11 protein-coding genes and 1 tRNA gene are annotated in these 19,134 nt (G+C 34.4%); 3 read left to right on the forward strand and 9 right to left on the reverse strand.

Going from position 1 to position 19,134, the window contains the following annotated elements:
- Nucleotides 1–176: 176 nt before the first annotated feature.
- Both P6N22_RS02565 and mltG read right to left on the reverse strand, forming a co-directional pair.
- A complete protein-coding gene (locus tag P6N22_RS02565) occupies nt 177–2,351 on the reverse strand; it encodes an NADP-dependent isocitrate dehydrogenase (RefSeq protein ID WP_280329875.1) in 2,175 nt (724 codons plus the stop codon).
- 130 nt (nt 2,352–2,481) lie between these two features.
- Nucleotides 2,482–3,456, reverse strand: a complete 975-nt coding sequence (gene mltG, locus P6N22_RS02570) for an endolytic transglycosylase MltG (protein ID WP_348542133.1) — start codon at nt 3,454–3,456, stop codon at nt 2,482–2,484.
- Between mltG and P6N22_RS02575 the strand changes: the two genes are divergently transcribed.
- Nucleotides 3,356–6,481: an AsmA-like C-terminal domain-containing protein gene (locus P6N22_RS02575; protein ID WP_280329879.1), complete on the forward strand. Its 3,126-nt coding sequence runs from the start codon at nt 3,356–3,358 to the stop codon at nt 6,479–6,481. The genes mltG and P6N22_RS02575 overlap by 101 nt on opposite strands.
- A gap of 2 nt (nt 6,482–6,483) precedes the next feature.
- Here P6N22_RS02575 and P6N22_RS02580 read toward each other — a convergent pair whose 3' ends face one another.
- Both P6N22_RS02580 and secA read right to left on the reverse strand, forming a co-directional pair.
- Nucleotides 6,484–7,686 (reverse strand): ABC transporter permease, encoded by a 1,203-nt coding sequence (locus P6N22_RS02580; RefSeq protein ID WP_280329881.1) that lies wholly within the window; start codon nt 7,684–7,686, stop codon nt 6,484–6,486.
- Nucleotides 7,683–10,262, reverse strand: coding sequence for a preprotein translocase subunit SecA (secA, locus tag P6N22_RS02585; RefSeq protein ID WP_280329883.1), 2,580 nt, complete (start codon nt 10,260–10,262; stop codon nt 7,683–7,685). The genes P6N22_RS02580 and secA overlap by 4 nt, the downstream gene beginning before the upstream one ends.
- A 101-nt stretch (nt 10,263–10,363) precedes the next feature.
- Between secA and lolA the strand changes: the two genes are divergently transcribed.
- The gene (gene lolA, locus P6N22_RS02590; protein ID WP_280329885.1) at nt 10,364–10,879 is read left to right on the forward strand and encodes a LolA-like outer membrane lipoprotein chaperone; all 516 of its coding nucleotides are present in this window, start codon (nt 10,364–10,366) and stop codon (nt 10,877–10,879) included.
- 32 nt (nt 10,880–10,911) lie between these two features.
- Here lolA and acnB read toward each other — a convergent pair whose 3' ends face one another.
- From acnB to P6N22_RS02615, 5 genes are all read right to left on the reverse strand, one after another.
- A complete protein-coding gene (acnB, locus tag P6N22_RS02595) occupies nt 10,912–13,461 on the reverse strand; it encodes a bifunctional aconitate hydratase 2/2-methylisocitrate dehydratase (RefSeq protein ID WP_280329887.1) in 2,550 nt (849 codons plus the stop codon).
- Nucleotides 13,462–13,571: 110 nt separating this feature from the next.
- Nucleotides 13,572–13,898 carry a hypothetical protein gene (locus tag P6N22_RS02600; RefSeq protein ID WP_280329889.1) on the reverse strand — a complete coding sequence of 109 codons (327 nt, stop codon included), beginning with the start codon at nt 13,896–13,898 and terminating at the stop codon, nt 13,572–13,574.
- The gene (locus P6N22_RS02605; RefSeq protein WP_280329891.1) at nt 13,895–14,395 is read right to left on the reverse strand and encodes a hypothetical protein; all 501 of its coding nucleotides are present in this window, start codon (nt 14,393–14,395) and stop codon (nt 13,895–13,897) included. Before P6N22_RS02605 ends, P6N22_RS02600 begins: the two co-directional genes overlap by 4 nt.
- A gap of 1 nt (nt 14,396) precedes the next feature.
- Complete coding sequence (locus P6N22_RS02610) at nt 14,397–16,592, reverse strand: DNA translocase FtsK 4TM domain-containing protein (protein ID WP_280329893.1); 2,196 nt, start codon at nt 16,590–16,592, stop codon at nt 14,397–14,399.
- Between the two features lie 57 nt (nt 16,593–16,649).
- Entirely contained in the window at nt 16,650–18,740 is a 2,091-nt protein-coding gene (locus tag P6N22_RS02615) for a flagellar biosynthesis protein FlgL (protein WP_280329895.1), read from the reverse strand.
- Nucleotides 18,741–18,861: 121 nt separating this feature from the next.
- On the opposite strand from P6N22_RS02615, the gene P6N22_RS02620 reads away from it, so the two are divergent.
- Nucleotides 18,862–18,945: transfer RNA gene (locus tag P6N22_RS02620), tRNA-Leu, on the forward strand.
- Nucleotides 18,946–19,134 lie beyond the last annotated feature (189 nt).

Here is a 19,134-nt window from a genome sequence, read left to right on the forward strand (position 1 = left end):
CTATGGCACACACAAAATACACTTAAACAATATGTGCGAACACACAACACTTAAGTATACTAGGTGCCATATTAAGGTGAGGTTATTTTTTCACCTTTTTTATAAAATATCTCTAATATATTTCATAAAAAAAGTGAAAACCACATGCATAAAGCATGCAGTTTCAAGGAAAGCTATTATATAGCGTCGATAATAGCGTTTAGTGTAGCAGATGGACGCATTGCAGCTTCAGCTTTAGCATCATCTGGATGGTAGTAACCACCAACATCTTGAGCTTTACCTTCAACAGCCATAAGCTCAGACATAATTTTATCTTCATTTTCAATTAGTGCAGCAGCAACAGGAGCAAACTTAGCAGCTAATTCTGCATTGTCAGACTCAGCAAGTGCTTTTGCCCAGTATTGAGCTACATAGAAGTGAGAAGCTTTGTTATCTGGTTCACCAGCTTTTCTACCTGGAGCTTTATTGTTTCCAAGGTAACCATCATTTGCAGCATCTAAACCAGCTGTAACAGCAGCTAATTTATCTGAATTGTGTTTTTGAGCGATAAATCTTAAAGACTCAGCAAGTGCTAAGAACTCACCAAGTGAATCCCAACGTAAGTGTCCCTCTTTTAAGAATTGCTCAACGTGTTTAGGAGCAGAACCACCAGCACCTGTTTCATATAATCCACCACCAGCTAATAATGGTACGATTGATAACATTTTTGCAGATGTTCCAAGCTCTAAAATTGGATACATATCAGTTAAGTGGTCACGAAGTACGTTACCAGTTACAGCGATAGTATTTTCACCTCTACGGATACGCTCATTTGTGAAACGTGTAGCAGATGCAATATCCATAATTTGAATATCAAGACCTGTAGTGTCTAATTCAGCAAGGTATTTGTTTACTTTTTTGATCATCTGAGCATCGTGTGCACGGTTTTCATCTAACCAGAATACCGCTGGATAACCCTCAATACGAGTTCTCTCAACTGTTAAACGAACCCAGTCTTTGATCGGGATATCTTTAGCACGAGACATACGCCAGATATCACCAGCTTCACAGTCAAAACTCATAAGTTCAGTACCGTCTTCAGCAGTTACAGTAACTTTACCAGCTTCTTTAAGTTCAAAAGTTGTTGGGTGAGAACCGTACTCTTCAGCTTTTTGAGCCATAAGACCAATATTTTGCATAGTACCCATAGTTGTTACATCGTATTGACCGTTTTTAACACAGTCAGCTACCATTTCAGCGTGGAACATTGCATAAGTAGAATCTGGAATAACAGCTAAAGTTTCTAGAGCATCACCGTTACGATCCCATTGTTTACCACCTTCACGAACAACAACCGGCATTGAAGCATCAATAATGATGTCATTTGAAGCGTTGAAGTTTGTAGTACCTTTATCAGAGTCAACCATAGCAATTTTTGGAGCATCAGCTTCTACAACAGCTTGGAAAGCAGCTTTAATTTCAGCTTCTTTTGCATGACCTTTGATTTTTTTCTCTAAATCTGACATACCAAGGTTAGGGTTTACACCTAATTCTTTGAAAAGATCAGCATATTTAGTGAAAACTTCTTCGAAGAAAATTTCAAAACCGTGACCGAACATAATTGGGTCAGAGATTTTCATCATAGTAGCTTTTAAGTGAACTGACCAAATAAGACCTTCAGCTTTTGCTTCTTCGATAGTTTTTCTATAGAATGCACGAAGTGCTGCAACAGACATGAATGTACCGTCAAGGATTTCACCCTCTAATGCATCAACAGTTTTAAGTTCTTTACCATTTAAAGCGATAGTAACTTTTTGTGCTTTATCCATAGTAACAGATTGCTCGTTACCATAGAAGTCACCATTTCCACCCATATGTGCTACACGAGCTTTAGAGTTTTCAGCATACGCTTTTAATCTATGTGGATTGTTTTGAGCAAATTTCTTAACTGCTTTAGCTGCACGACGGTCAGAGTTACCTTCACGTAATACAGGGTTAACAGCTGAACCTAAACAAACACTATATTTAGCTTGAATTGCTTCTTCTTCAGCATTTGCTGGATTTTCAGGATAGTTAGGGATATCGTAACCTTGTCCTTGAAGTTCAGCAATACAATCTTTTAACTGACCTACAGAAGCAGAAACATTTGGAAGTTTAATAATGTTTGCATCTTCTTGAAGTACTACTTCACCAAGTTTAGATAATTCATCTTCTGCAAGACCCATTGCCGCAAGCACACGACCTGCAAGAGAAATATCACTAGTAACTACTTCTACACCTGCTTCTTTTGTAAAAGCATTAACGATCGGTAATAATGAGTAAGTAGCTAGAGCCGGAGCTTCGTCAATTTTTGACCAAATAATTTTTGACATATCATGTCCTTGTGTTTATTTTTAATCCACATTCATAAAGTGTCATGGATTTTACAAGTTTAATGATAGCACTAAGATAGGCAATATATGTCAAGCTTTACAAAACATTGCACTTATTTTTCAAAATGTTTCATTTTGTAGCATTATGTATATTTTGTATGTGTGTAGAATAGTTACATGTGAAATCGTGAGTACCCTTTTTTGACTTCATAAAGTAGAGATAATTAGTTTTAGCAGGAAAAATGGCTGCTTGTATTGCTTCTAAGCCAACATTGCAAATGGGAATTTTCGGAACACCTTTATATATATATGTATTATAGAAAGACTTATCCTCTCTAATTCTTTTTGCAGTTACCTTTGCATGGGAATATTTACCATAGTTTAAACTTCCGTCCATCTGCAGCCTCATTCCCTTTTTCAATCTATTATATATAACAGAACTGACTATCGGCATCTCTTCATTGTTTGCCGATTCTTTTTGAATAATAGAAGCAATGGTAAGATACCCAAACCATTTTGTTTCGTTATAAGTTCCAAAAATTTTATGCGATAACTCTTTCATTCTTTTGACTGATATCTTCAATAATAGGTTTATTAACTCTTTTTCCGTTATTCCCATTGGAATTTTATATGTATTTGGTACCAAGATTCCTTCTTGAATTGGAGATTGCTTTAAAAACTCCTCTTGCAATATATCAAAATCTAAATTCAGTTCGTTTGATAATTGTTCTAAAAATACATATGTAGTTTCTCCAGGAATAAGTGTTACATTTTGTAGTGCTGCTTTTGCAGTTGCTAGTCTGTATAAAAAATCTGCTTTTGTATTCTTATTGTTTCCCATATCTATCCAGCCACTTTGCGGTGAACCTATAAGGCGTAAAATAAATGAATCAAGTTTACAAACATCGAATTGATTTTGTTGCATTTGTGATATAATTTGATTAATCGACCCCTTGGGAATATAAAGAACTTTTGGCGTTTCAATAGGCTTGTTTAGGTAATAAATGAAAGATACAATAATAATTAACACAATATCTAAAATCCATTCTGCAATCATTAGCTTTTTTTCTTTCATTTTTTTAACTCTTATTTTTGGATTTTTCATTCTTCAAAACGGTTTATATCTTGAGAATTTTTCAATTGGAAATATTAATATAAAAAAGCTTTATCTAAAATGGGATCAAAAATTAGATCTATATATAGATGACCTTCAAATTGAGTCTGATACAAAAGTAGAAAATCAAACTTTTGCAAAAAAGGATATAAACGAATATACAAAAACTTTTTATTCTGTAAGACACCTTTTTAATTCTATTATTATTCCTCACTTCCAATATCATGGTTTTCACGGTGAACTGTACTATAATTCAGATGAAAAAGCTCAACTTTCAATAGATTCAAACAAACTGCATTTAAAAACTGACATTGGTTTTTACAAAGAGTTTGTAGATATTCATATAAAACAATTTAAATCAGATAATATAGTAGCAAACGGAAATATTTTTATTGACATAAGAACATTAGAGAACTTTTCTAAACTCAACTTTTCTGTCAATAATGATGCTAATGTTACACTTTACACTGCTGCAAATACAGAGCTTACCAAGTATAAAGTAATTTCGCACAACAATATTCAAGATATCAAATCTATTCTAAGACAAATACCGTTTCCTGAACCGGTAAAATACTGGGTACTTGATGCTATACAGGTAGATAACTTAGAACTTATCTCTTTAAATGGTGTCTTGCATTTTAATGATCTGCAAAACGGATATAAACATCTTCATATACTAGCATCTGCGAATAAACTGCATTACACTTACAATCCCAAACTAGATGCAATACGTTCAGATCATACGGAACTTGAATTTAAAGACGGTATTTTGTTTATACGTCCGAAAGAAGCTTTGTCTTATAACTTTGATCTGCAAAACAGCTGGCTGAAAATTGACTTTACAAAACCTGAAGAACTTTTAACACTATTTTTACAGTTTTCTCCTATTCTGAATGATGACATGTTACATCTGCTACAAGCCTATAAGATAAAACTACCGATGAAGCAAAATAGCGGTACGGTAGATACAAATCTTACTCTCGCAGTTAACTTACATACAATAGGTGTAGATGCAAAAGGAACTTTTTTTACACAAAAAGGCAATTTTAATTATTTAGGACAAGATATTGATGTCAAGAATTTAAAATTGCATCTCAATAATTACGATATCAATGTTACAAATATGTTTGCCAGTTATAAAAATACAATTGATGCAAACGTAGATATAAATTATAATGCAAAAGAGGCCAAAGGGGATGTAAAGTTCAAGGTCACGAAATGTAGTCTTAACAACAAACTTCATCTTGCTACAAAACCATTGAAAGCTGTTTATTATATTGATAAAAAACAAGACATTTTATCTATTGAAAATTCTTCATGGCTTTATAAAGACTTGCAAATCAATCTTGATAAAATTGATATACCGTTAGATATAAACACTTTGGTATTAGATGTTCCAACAACATATTTCACTCTTAAAAATATTTCCGATGGTTTTATAGCAGGAAAAGTCAATCTAAAAGATCTTATTGCTAATTTTGATATTGATATTTTAAATTTTAAATATTATGGTATTAAATCAACACGTTCTAATACACAATTGAAGTTAAATTATAAAAACAATATGTTTTTACTTACGGCAGATGATGATATTTATCTCGATGTAGTTAACAGTGAACTCAAAATTTCCAATTTAGTTTTAAAATATCAAGACAATTCCATATACCTGAAAAAACCTATGATCTCTTTTGGAAAGTTTACACAGGCACAAGTATATGCACAATACAACATTGACACACAACAAGCACATTTCAGCCTTGAAAATCTTCTAATTAAAAATCCTAAAAATGATAAAATACTCTATAGTAATGATAAAGTCTCTTTAAATGCCTCTATCATGGATGATCAGATTCAAATAAATTCTAAAGAGCTGGGTGCAACTTTTAATTTAGACAATACACAATGGTCGTTAAAACTAAATGACTTAAAAAATTTATATAAAGAATCCGACTTTCTAAAAAAATATCACTTAACAGACGGTAAAGTAAGAATCTATAAGCAGTTAAATGATGATACAACTAAATTTAAAGCCACTCTAAACTACCCGTACAAACTACTTTATAAAGATAATAAACCTGTAGAACTTTATCAGATTAGTGGAAAAATCACAAAAAAACAAAATCTATATATCAAAGTAAACGACAAGATAAATATTACAGTGAATGGTGATATTAAGATCAATGTTCATGACAACAATATATCTCTTCCTGAAACACTTAAATGGATTTCAACGCTTGATAATAACGATTCAAATGAATCTTCGGCAAATATCAATATTTCAGCATTAAATTCAGCTATATATCTTGGTAACGATAGATATGCTTTAGCTGATACTTTGACTGTTCAATATCATCATAATATTTTAACGGCACAGTTACAGCATATTAACGGCAAAGCGGGTTTTAAACTTGAACATAATAATTTCCATCTCTATGGTGAAGGTTTTGGTGATCAGTTTATGGGAAATTTATTTATCTTTTCAAAATTTAAGAGCGGAACTTTTGACTTCAATATAGAAGGAACATTGGATAAATACAGTGGCATACTACTTATAGAAAAAAGTACCCTTTTAGATTACGTACTTTTAAACAATGTACTTGCATTTGTGAATACAGTACCATCACTGATAACGTTTTCTATACCTGGATATAGTCAAAACGGTTTATATATGAATCATGCATACGTAAAGTTTGACTATGAAAAAGGTATATTCAATATCAATGAAATGTATATGGATTCTAAAGAACTAAAAATTGCTGCGGATGGTACAGCAGATCTTAAAAATGACAAAATAGACCTTTCACTCAATCTGAAAACGGATATAGCAAGCGATATGTCAAAAATCCCTGTAGTGGGTTACATTTTATTTGATGGTAAAGCGATTTCGACAAGTATGAAAGTTACAGGGAAATTAAGTGATCCGAAGATTGAATCGGCGATTGCTAAAGAGGTAATTGTAGCGCCTATAAATATTATAAAAAGAACGCTCAAACTACCTTTTAAAATATTCGAATAAAACTATTCGTTTCTAAGTACTGTCAGAATATCAACTTCACTAGCTTTTTTGGCGGGATAGTAAGAAGATAAAACAACAATTACAAATGCTCCTGAGACTATCATAAAGAAGTCACTGAGATTAAGATCCAACGGAAGAGTTGATGTAGGATACACATCTTTTGGCAGATCTATAATATCAAAGGTACCAAGAATCCATATACCGCTTAGACCTAGAACTACACCGGCAATAATACCACCAATTCCAATCACGATGCCAAGATATAAAAACACTTTTTTGATCTCTGCAGTTGTAGCACCGAGAGAAAGGAGTAAAGCAATCTCCCCTCTTCTATTCATTACCGTCATTAGCAAAGAAGATATGATGTTAATAGATGCTATAAGGATAATAAGCATTAAAACAATAAATAAAGACGTTTTTTCCATCTCTAAAGCTGCAAAAAAGTTTACATTGTCTTGCCACCAACCTTTTATGCTTACAGTTACAGGAAGTTCTTCGGCAATTTGTTTTATATCCTCTTTTGGATTCGCAGAATATATATGGATACCGTCATACATATCTGAAGGCATACGTAATAATGTTTGCAAAGAATTCAAAGATGTGTAGTGATATGCTTTATCATATGCAGAAAGTCCGGAATCAAAGCTGGACTTTACACGAAATCGTTTTAACTTAGGCGTTACACTAAATCCTCCCGGCTCTACACTTGTAAAAATATACATCAATTTATCATCAATTGTAAGCTTGTATTCCTCTTTTAAAGACTTCCCGACAATGACATCAAACTTGTTAAATGTATGGTTTTCGATAGCTTTTTGAAGTACACTGTTTACTTTAGCTTCATCTTCAAAATTGACACCAAAAATATACCCGCCTTCAAGCTTTGATCCACTTTTTGAGATCACTGCAGATTGTACATAAGGACTAAACTGGAGATTTGGAAATTTTGACTCTAGGTCAATCAAAAGAGATTCATTTACAGCACCATAAAATTTCGGTAACACTGTTAATGGGTAGTTCATAATAGTAAGTCTTTTTTTAAACTCATTATCAAAACCGTTCATAAGTGCCATGGCAATAAGTAAAACCATAACACCTAAGGTAATGCCTAAAAAAGCAAGAAGCGCCGAGATAAAGATAAAAGGCTGTTCTTTATCAAAGCGTAAAAATTTTTTTACTAAAAATGTAACTAAATTCTTTTTCAAGATGCAAATACACCTTTTTTAGGACCGCTCTTACCACAGCATTGTTTATATTTTTTCCCGCTGCCACATGGACAAGGCTCATTTCTTGCAGGTTTTTTACTGAGAGAATTATCCTCATCATCATTAGCAGAAAGGTTTAACTGCATCATTTCGTCTTGCGCTTTTTGTCTTTGTGCAAGTTCTTCTGCAACCATTGCAGCTTCCTCTTCAGCTGATTCCATTTTAAACTGGATTATTTGAAGTGTTTTAATTACACTTAATCTTAAACCTTGAGTAAGTTCTGTAAATAAATTATATGCCTCTTTTTTATACTCAACAAGAGGATCTTTTTGATTATATGCACGTAAACGGATACCTGTTTTCATACCATCCATAGCATATAAATGATCTCTCCATGCATTATCAAGTTCTCTTAAATACAGTTCACGTTCAATTTCATGTCTCGTTTCTTCATCTAGTACAGACATTTTCTCATCATAAGCTGCTTTAAGCCCTTCTAAAATATGGCTATATACTTTTTCATACTCTAAATCTTTTAAAGATGTCGTATCCATAAATGCATTCATCTCTTCTTGAAGAAGTTCAGCTAATTTTTCTAGATCGTAATCTTCTTCCGGTAAACCTTCATATATACCTGAATTTGCGAGCACGTTTTGTACATAATCATTTCTGATCTCATCCACTTTAGAAGCGATATCATACTCTTTGTCTAAAAGCTGATTTCTAAATCTATAGATGATTTTTCTCTGCTCATTTGCAACATCATCATACTCTAAAATGTGTTTACGCCCTTCATAGTGCATATTTTCAACTTTTTTCTGTGCTTTTTCTACAGCACGAGTCACCATTTTAGACTCTATATACTCACCGTCTTCAACGCCGAGTCTTTCCATAATAGACTTGATCTTATCACTTCCAAAAATACGTAACAGACTATCTTCTAAAGAAAGATAAAATTGAGAAGTTCCCGGATCACCTTGACGACCTGAACGTCCGCGAAGCTGATTATCAATACGACGGTTTTCATGTCTTTCTGTACCGATAATGTATAAACCGCCTAAAGCTCTTACTTCATCATTTACTTTAATGTCAACACCACGACCAGCCATATTTGTTGCAATTGTTACCGCACCTTTTTTACCGGCATCTTTAATAATCTCACCCTCTTGTTCATGGTTTTTTGCATTAAGTACAGTATGAGCTATTTTCTCTTGTTTTAAAAATTGGTGTAACAGTTCCGATTTTTCGATTGAAGCAGTACCGATAAGTACCGGTTGTCCTTTTTGTTGCAATTCTTTTATTTTTGTAATTACGGCAGTAAACTTTTCTGTTTCTGTTTTGTAAATAAGGTCATTAAGGTCAGCTCTTGCGACAGGAATGTTTGTAGGGATAGATACAACATCTAAAGAGTAAATTTGAGCAAGTTCTGTTGCTTCTGTTTCTGCAGTACCTGTCATACCTGCAAGTTTATTATACATTCTAAAATAGTTTTGGAAGGTAATATCTGCAAGTGTTTGTGTCTCTTCTTTGATCTCTACACTCTCTTTTGCTTCTAGAGCCTGATGCAGTCCCTCAGAGAAACGGCGTCCTTCACTTAAACGTCCTGTAAATTCATCAACGATTATAACTTCGTTGTTTCTTACAACATAGTCAACATCATTTTCAAAAACATAGTTTGCTTTAAGAGCTTGATCTAAAACGTGAGAAAGTGAAGAGTTTTCAACACTGTAAAGGTTTTCTACTTCAAAAAGTTCTTCTGCTTTTGTAATCCCTTCCTCAGTTAATAAAACGATTCTATCTTTTTCATCAACTGTAAAGTGTGTATCTTTTTCTAGTCCCATTGCTACAGAATTTGCACGGACATAATCCTGCATTTTATGGTTTGTTGGACCAGAGATAATTAAAGGTGTTCTAGCTTCATCGATAAGAATAGAGTCAACTTCGTCAATAACAACGAAATGGTGATGACGTTGAACCTGATGCTCTTTAGAGTAACTCATATTATCTCTTAGATAATCAAAACCAAACTCATTATTTGTTCCATATGTAATGTCGGCATCATATGCAGCTCTTTTTTCTGCAGAATCGTTCATATTTTCTAAAATAGTTCCGACGCTATAGCCTAAAAAGTTATAAAGTGGAGACATCTCACCAGAGTCACGTTTTGCAAGATAATCATTAACAGTAACTAAATGAACCCCTTTGCCTTCCATTGCATTAAGGATAATAGGTAATGTCGCTACAAGTGTTTTACCCTCACCTGTTTTCATTTCAGAGATTTTTCCGTCGTGTAAAACCATACCACCGACAAGCTGAACATCAAAGTGTCTCATTCCAAGAACTCTTTTAGATGCTTCTCTAGTAATAGCAAAAGAATCTTCTAAAACATCGTCAAGTGTTTTTTCCCCATTTAATACACTACTTTTTAGCTCATTGAATGCCGCTTTTAGTTCTTCATCATTTAAAGACTCATATTTTGATTCAAGTTCATTTATTTTCTTAACGCGTTTTAAATACTTTTTTAATTCTCTATCGTTCGCTGTTCCGATAATCTTACCAAATAATGCTTGTAGCATCTCCAACCTTATATAAATCACTATATAGTTTATTATATAGTGATTAGAAATTGCTATAATTCTATCACAGAAAAGTTTACAGAAAGTATAAAAGGAAAAAAATGAAATTCAAATTACTCTTGTTACTGCTAAGCTCTACAGCATTTGCCGAGATAACTGATCTAACAAGTTTTCAGGCAAAGTTCGAACAAAGCATTACAGATGAGAAAAACAAAAAAATAGTCTACAAAGGGACTATTCAAGCATCACAACCAAGATATGCTTTATGGAAATACTCACAGCCTATTGAAAAAACCGTATATGTTTTAAAAAATAAAGTAATTATGGTTGAACCTGATTTAGAACAGGCAATTATCAAAACTATCAACAGTAACTTTGACTTCTTTTCACTTCTTCAAAGTGCAAAAGAGATCAGAAAAGATGTTTACACTGCAATATTTAACAATATAAACTATACAATTTATACAAAAGGGTTGAAAATAGAATCAATAACTTATGTGGATGAATTTGAAAATAAAGTAGATATTTCGTTTAAAGATCAAGAAGTAAATAAAAAGATTGATTTGAATGTATTTAATCCATACATTCCGATGGGTTATGATATTATCAGAGATTAAGAGGTTTTTCTCTTAATCTCTAAGTCCACAAACTAAGCTAGTTTGTAGTCTTGGATAAGGTTGAAGTTTAGATATTTATAGATATCTGCTTCTTTACCGATAATTTTCTTCGTTAAGTCTAAGTACTCTTCTTTTGTTGGAAGTTTTCCAAGAAGTGAACATACAGCAGCAAGCTCTGCAGAACCAAGATAAACTTGAGCACCTTTACCTAAACGGTTATCAAAGTTACGAGTTGAAGTTGAGAATACAATTGCATTGTCAGCAACACGCGCTTGGTTACCCATACATAATGAACAACCTGGAACCTCAGTTCTAGCACCTGCAGCACCAAATAATGCGTAGTAACCCTCTTCAGTTAATTGTTTCTCATCCATTTTTGTCGGAGGACAAACCCATAGACGAGTTGGAACTGAACCTTCACCTTTAAGAACTTCACCAAGTGCACGGTAGTGACCGATGTTTGTCATACAAGAACCAACGAATACTTCGTCGATGTTGTGTGGACGGTTAGAGTCAGCTAAAATCTCAGAAAGTGTAGCAACATCATCCGGATCGTTTGGACAAGCTAAAATCGGCTCAGTAATTTTGTTAAGGTCGATTTCGATTACTGCTGCATATTCAGCATCAGAATCAGCTTCCATTAGTTCTGGGTTAGCTAACCACTCTTCCATTTTCGTAATACGACGAGCAAGAGTTCTGTGATCTTCATATCCAGCGTCAATCATTGATTGAAGAAGAACGATGTTAGATTTTAAGTACTCAATTACAGGCTCTTTGTCTAATTTAACTGTACAAGCAGCTGCAGAACGCTCAGCAGAAGCATCAGAAAGCTCAAACGCTTGCTCAGCTTTTAGAGTTGGTAAACCTTCGATCTCTAAGATACGACCAGCGAAGATGTTCTTTTTACCTTTTTTCTCAACAGTTAAAAGACCCTCTTTAATAGCTTGGTGAGGAATAGCGTTTACAAGGTCACGTAATGTAATACCAGGTTGTAATTCACCTGAGAATCTTACAAGTACAGACTCTGGCATAGTAAGAGGCATAGAACCAGTAACACCAGCGAATGCAACGATACCTGAACCACCAGGGAAAGAGATACCGATTGGGAAACGAGTATGGCTATCTGCACCAGTACCAACAGTGTCCGGAAGAACCATTCTGTTTAACCAAGAGTGGATAACACCGTCACCTGGACGTAAAGCAACACCTGAACGGTTAGCGATAAAGTCCGGTAGTGTGTGGTGCATTTGAACGTCTGATGGTTTTGGATATGCAGCAGTATGACAGAAAGACTGCATTACTAAATCAGCATTGAATCCAAGAGCAGCGAGTTCTTTGATCTCGTCACGAGTCATAGGACCAGTTGTATCTTGAGAACCAACAGTACTCATTTGTGGTTCACAGTACATACCTGGGCGAACACCTTCCATACCACAAGCTTTACCTACCATTTTTTGAGCAAGAGTAAACCCTTTACCGTTATCAGCCGGTTGCTCTGGAGCTAAGAACATATCTGCAGCATCCATACCAAGAACTGAACGAGCTTTAGTAGTTAAACCACGACCGATGATTAATGGAATACGACCACCAGCACGAACTTCGTCAGTAATAGTATTTGGACGAAGGCTGAAAGTTGCAACACATTGACCATTTTTATGAGCCTCACCTTTATATGGATAGATCTCAATTACATCACCAGTTTCCATATCGTTTACATCCATTTCTAATGGAAGTGCACCCGAATCTTCACAAGTAGCGAAGAAAATTGGAGCAATAATACCACCAATTACAACACCACCAGTTCTTTTATTTGGAACACCAGGAATATCTTCACCCATATGCCATTGAACAGAGTTAACACCAGATTTTCTTGAAGAACCAGTACCAACAACGTCACCAACATAAGCAACTAGGTTACCTTTTTCTTTTAACTCTTTAATAGTTTCAATTGGGTTATCCATCTTTGCAGTAAGCATAGAGTTTGCATGTAAAGGGATATCTGAACGTGTAAACGCTTCAGAAGCAGGTGAAAGGTCGTCTGTATTTGTTTCACCAGGAACTTTAAATACAGTTACAGTGATTTTTTCATCTAAAGCAGGTTTTGAAGTAAACCATTCTGCATTTGCCCAAGAAGTCATAACTTCAGTAGCAGCAGCATTACCAGCTTTGTGTAGTTCTTCTACATCGTTAAATGCATCATAAACAAGTAAAGTGTGAGAAAGTGCTTTAACAGCAGCTTTTACAACAGCTTCATTTTTTGAGCTTAGTGCATTTACGATTGGTTTTACATTGTAACCACCAAGCATTGTTCCTAGCATCTCAACAGCTTTTTCAGGAGCAATAGCAGCTACGTGATGTTCTTCCATTGCGATCTCATTTAAGAAAGCAGCTTTTACATAAGCAGCATCGTCAACACCTGGAGAAACACGATTAGCAAGAAGATCTAACATCTCTTCAACGTATTCACCAGTTTTGATAAATTCGATAACTTCTTCTGTTTGTTTAACAGTAAGTGGTAGTGGAGGAACGCCTAACGCTTCTCTTTCTGCTACGTGAGCAGCATATTCTTCTCTAAATCCCATTTTGATTTCCTGTTTTGGTTAAAATTTAAAAAATTATAACCTATTTAGAAAAAACAAAATACACAGTGTTACAAATGTACACAAAAAAATTAATTTTTTAAAAAAAATGTTTATTTTTGTAACATTTCTGATTCAACTTTGATCGATTTCTGTGTAAACAAGTGCTGTTCTTGATACCACTTTGTTGATTTTAGTTTCGGAAATGTTACAGCCATAATCTCTAAAGGTGTTTCATCCCATTTATTAGATTCTTCCGCAATACTCCAACCGAGCTCACTTAAAACGTACGAAAAAATCTGATTTAATATATGATAAGAAGACTGCAGTGCTTCTTTATCGTTGTTTTTTTCATGCGCCAATATACTTTTTACGATCTGTTTTCTAAGATCTCTATTGTATTGTACTTTTAAAGATGCTTCTATCTCTTGAGGTGTCACTTTTTTATACCCTTTTTTGATTTATTTGAATAATGTGTAGCACTTACGATATCACCGATAATCGCTCTGTGATACTCATACGGTCTTTTAATATTTTTAATTACATAACGTCCGCCGGAAGTAGTAAGCACTTCAAGTGCTCCGACATCTATGATAGATTGAAATTTTCTCGTAAGTGGCTTAATGTAGATTGTACGAATCTCATCTAGTTCAACAGGAAATATTTCAGGAGTTTTTTTCCCTTTTAAAATGATAAGACGCTTATTAGTAAGTAAACAATGGTAAGAAGCTTTTTCTTTGATCTCTTGCAAGTGTACATAGAAGGTTCGTATAATAAGAACTATACCTATTACACCGATCTCAAGCTCTTGACCGATAAAAAGCAGTATTGCACCTAAAAGGTATAAAGAGATTATGCCGTTATAGTATGTTTTAGAGATCTCGGCACGAACGGCAATTGTTTCATCTTCGTGTAAAGTTTTTTCGAACTCTTTCACTTTATATTATCTCTCTTATCCCTTTGGCATTTGGAGCAGAAAGAATCCCCTCTTGTTCAAGCTGTTCTATAACTCTGGCTGAACGGTTGTAACCTATTTGCAGTTTTCTTTGAAGATACGATATAGATGTTTTTCTATCGTTTAATACAACACTTTTTGCTTCTTCATATAATGGATCAAGTTCTTCAAATACTTCACTTCTCTCTGAAGACTCTGAACTATCTTCAACTAAAAAGCTTTTATCGTAGTTTGGTTCACGTTGAGATTTTATAAATTCAACAATTTCTTCAATCTCCTCTTCAGTACTCCATGGAGCATGCAGCCTTACAAGTCCTGTTGCGCCTGGAGGGGTAAAAAGCATATCACCACGTCCAAGTAACGATTCTGCACCCATTTGATCTAAGATGATTTTCGAATCAACTTTTTGCCCTACTCTGTATGATATACGTGAAGGAAGATTGGCTTTAATAAGACCTGTAACAACATCAACCGATGGTCTTTGTGTTGCAACAATTAAGTGAATACCTGATGCTCTCGCCATCTGTGCAAGTCTTGCAATTGAATGTTCAACATCTTTACCGCTTGTCATCATAAGGTCAGCTAACTCATCAATAATAACCACTATATAGGGAATAGGTTCAAAGCCCTCTTTTTTCGCTTTTTCATTATAGTTTTCAATATTTTTTGTACGAGTATCCGCCATTGCTGCATAACGGCGTTCCATCTCTGCAACCATATTGTTCAGTGCTGCAATAGCCTGTTTAGGTTTTGTAATAACAGGAGTAAGCAGATGCGGAATGTCATTATAGATAGAAAACTCCAGCATTTTAGGGTCAATCATAAGCAGACGCAGTTGATCCGGAGAGTTTTTGTAAAGTAATGACAGGATCATCGCATTGATACCGACAGACTTACCGCTACCAGTTGTTCCTGCGATCAGTAAGTGCGGCAGCTTTTTAAGATCTGTTACAAAAGGTTTCCCTACTATGTCTTTTCCAAGTGCAATTGTAAGCGGTGAAGATGAATTTTTAAAGAGTTTATCATCTAAAAGCTCGCGTAAGTAGATAGTATCTACCGTTTCGTTCGGTATCTCAATCCCTACAACATCTTTACCTGGAATCGGTGCTTGAATACGGATAGTTTCAGCAGAAAGAGCCATTGCCAAGTCATCTTGCAGGTTTAAAATCTTGCTTACTTTTACATTTGCAGCAGGTTTAAATTCAAACGTTGAAACAACAGGTCCTGCATATGTACGAACAACATCACCCTCTATTTTAAAGTGTGCCAGTTTATCGATAAGATATTTTATTTTTCCGTCTAATTCGCTTTCATCAACAGACTTAGAAGATGTAGAAGGTTTTTGTAAAAAATCAATAGAAGGCAACTTGAAGTTTTTCGGTTTTTCTGTTTTTCCAACTTCAATGTCGGCAAGAAGTTTTTTATTTTCTTCCAGTTCGTCTACTATTACGGCACCTTTACGCTCTTTAATCTCTTTTGCAACTTCCAAAATATTATGTTTTTTCTCTACATCTTGACGTAAAAAAGCCGGTTTATCGATCTCTTCTTCTATATTTTCATCTAATTCAAATGTTTGTTGAATTTTAGGTATAGCCGTCTCTTCTGTTGGTGCTTCAATCTCTTCTACTGTAACAGTTGTCTCTTCTTCAATGATGTTCTCTTCTATAAACTCTTGATATTCTTCAAATTGGGGTTCTTCCTCTTTTTGTTTAGGGTTTGATTCAGAACGGCGGAAAGAGGACAACATATGTGTAAAAAGTTCGGCAGCATCTTTTTCAAATACAATTACAACCGAAACTAAACTGATAATAAACCAAAAGACCCATAGTCCGAATAATCCTATATAAGGAGAAAGGAAATCAACAAAATCTGCACCGAATTTTCCACGATACTCATCGCTTACTAGTAATGCTTGAGCCAATAAAGTAGAAAACAGTACTAAAAAAGCAGCAACACTCAGTTCTGCTTTTCTAAAGTCAAAACTGACATCTTTGTAAAGTTTATATAAGGGGTAAAGAAGTACAAAGAGATAAATGTAAGATATATAACCAAAATACTGATGATTAAATGATGCAAAGCTTACACCAAAGCTCCCCATCAAACTTGTTGTTCCAAGGATTGTAGCAAAACCTAAATAAATTAAAACACCAAATACAACGATAAAAAAAGTATCCCTCAATACCTCACCTTTAAAACATATAGAAATTTAAAAGAAGTATAGCTAAAAATGTTCCAATTATAAATAGTTCACAAGACTTAATTGCGAAACTTTTCCTATAGTTGAAAGCATTGCTTGATAATTGGTAGTTAACTGTTGTAATGTTAAAGATGCTTCAGCAAGGTCCGTATCAATCACTGATGAACGCAATGTTTTTGTTGTAACGTCTAAAATTGTTACACGTTGTAAAGATTGATCAAGCGTATTTGACTGTGCCCCTACTCTTGAATGCATACTTAAAATGTGATCTTGTAAAGCATCCATTCTTGCAATTGCATTTTGCATCCCTATTACACGCTCACTACCGACTGATGCATTAGGATTATTTTTATATTCTTCAACTGAACGTATCATTGCATCGATTGATTTAAAAAAATCATTTTTCGGATCTGTTACCGTTAAAGAGTTATTTGCTTGGAAAGCACCTACAGAAGCTGCACCTGCTGTAAAACTTCCACTATTTGCATCATATAAAGAGATTGTAGCCTTTGTATTACCGTTTGTAAGGTCTTTAAAAGCCACTTTCCCATCATATGTTAAGTAAGTTTCACCACTGAATTTCGCAGATGCTATGGCATTATCGTAATCTGTAGCAGTTGCACCTGCCGGAAGATTCTTTGTAATTGCCATGTTTACAACATCCAATAATTGTTGATATGTCATATCATCACCGTTTACTGCTGTTCTTCCTGCTGTATCCATATTAAAAATATCATAACTTGTAGCAGTTGCATTATCTACAAATGTTGAACCTGCACTATTGATATTAATTGTAATATCATACGGTGTAACACCATCAATTGTTGTTCCTGTCAAACGTAGTTGTGTCCCGTCTAAAGTACCGGCAGTTCCTTGAGAAAGGTCAAACACTTCAGATAACTTTGTAGAAGCATCTGCAAATGCATTTGTTCCTTTAATAATTTGCGGTACATTTGAAGTAATATTTGATCCATTAACACTAAATGCAGCTCGATCGTAAATAAGACCTTCAATATTTGTCGGTGCACCACTTGCAGCAGTAAAACCTGACTTTGTAAACTCTTTTACAAAAAGATTAGGATTAGCTGCAACTGAAGTTCCTCCAATAATAGCATCAAAATTTGTTTCACCGCTATCTAAAAGATCGATATTTGCTACATTGGCTGCCCCGGCACCTGAATAATCAACTGCTCCAACCATATGAAAATCTATTTTCGAAGAACCATCAATCTTATCATAAACAACAATTTCACCTGCATCGTTTAATGAAACATTCACAACTTGTTTAGAACCTGTGTTACCGTATTGCTTACCGATTTCATCTAAAAGATCACTGACTTTATCATTATCTGAAAATGATATTTGAGTATTAAAGTTAGTACCGTCACTTTTTGTCCCGCGTACATAGAAATAATATGTATTTGCAGGCACACTGGTATTATCTGTATCTCCCATGAATTGTCTCATTGTACTTGAAGAAGACAAATAATCGTTATCGGCAACAGATGCTTGAAGTGCCGGATAGTCCTGTAGAAGATTATAGTTGGCTACATTGGTCGTAATTTCACGGTTTACAGTTGTATTTTCACCTAAAAAAAGATCTGCGCCTGAAATATTGAACTGCTGTTTATTATTTGATCCTACAAAAGCATCAAGTCTATCAGCATTACCTTGATAAATCCCATTGTCGTCAATAGGTTTTACATCAAGTGCCGATCCGGAAAATAAAAAATTACCATTAATAGAAGTATTTGCCAAACCTCTTAAGTTGCTTTCTAAACCTCTTAACTCATTTGCAATTGCATTTCTTGAAGTTTCATCGTTTGTATCATTGGTAGCTTGGATTAGAAGCGTTCTAAAACGGTTCATCAGATCACCAAATTCATTCATAATTGAATCTGTCTGATTTGAAACTTTATAACCGTTTTCCGTACTTTGCTTTACTTGTGAAAGGATAGTAATTTCATTGTCTAAACGCATAGTTTGTGAAAATGCAGTAACATCTTCATGTGCGTATTGAATTTTTAGTCCTGAAGCTATCTGTTTATTTACATCAAAAAGTTGTTTGTTCAAATTTGAATTGTTTTTTTGATAAATACTGTTGTAATACATAGCTGATGTAACACGCATAACAGACCTCCGACTATTTATTTTGTATATTGCTTATCTAGCAATTTAAGTTCCATATGTGACTATATCGGCAAAAATTATTTACTTTTAAGTAACATGTGATTATTATTTCGGAAATTTAGCCAGCGTGGTGGAATGGTAGACACGACGGATTCAAAATCCGTTATCTTCGGATGTGGGGGTTCAAGTCCCCCCGCTGGTACCACTCGTAAGACAGGTGCTTTCAGAGCCCTTTCCTCTTTTTTAAGAAAACCTCAAAAACACATTTTTACTACTTTTTTACTACAGAAAAAGTATTTTACATAAAAATATTTACCTTTTTTACTATTTGTAACACTTTTTTTATCATAATATTCATAACATCGTACCTTCTATAAAGTAAACAGATTTTTCA

The sequence above is a fragment of the Sulfurimonas sp. C5 genome, assembly GCF_029872055.1.
GTDB lineage: Bacteria > Campylobacterota > Campylobacteria > Campylobacterales > Sulfurimonadaceae > Sulfurimonas.

Coding starts and splice junctions, on each gene's coding strand:
- P6N22_RS02565 (WP_280329875.1), bottom strand. CDS start 2,351: ATGTCAAAAATTATTTGGTCAAAAATTGACGAAGCTCCGGCTCTAGCT.
- P6N22_RS02575 (WP_280329879.1), top strand. CDS start 3,356: ATGAAAGATACAATAATAATTAACACAATATCTAAAATCCATTCTGCA.
- acnB (WP_280329887.1), bottom strand. CDS start 13,461: ATGGGATTTAGAGAAGAATATGCTGCTCACGTAGCAGAAAGAGAAGCG.
- mltG (WP_348542133.1), bottom strand. CDS start 3,456: ATGAAAAATCCAAAAATAAGAGTTAAAAAAATGAAAGAAAAAAAGCTA.
- P6N22_RS02615 (WP_280329895.1), bottom strand. CDS start 18,740: ATGCGTGTTACATCAGCTATGTATTACAACAGTATTTATCAAAAAAAC.
- secA (WP_280329883.1), bottom strand. CDS start 10,262: ATGCTACAAGCATTATTTGGTAAGATTATCGGAACAGCGAACGATAGA.
- lolA (WP_280329885.1), top strand. CDS start 10,364: ATGAAATTCAAATTACTCTTGTTACTGCTAAGCTCTACAGCATTTGCC.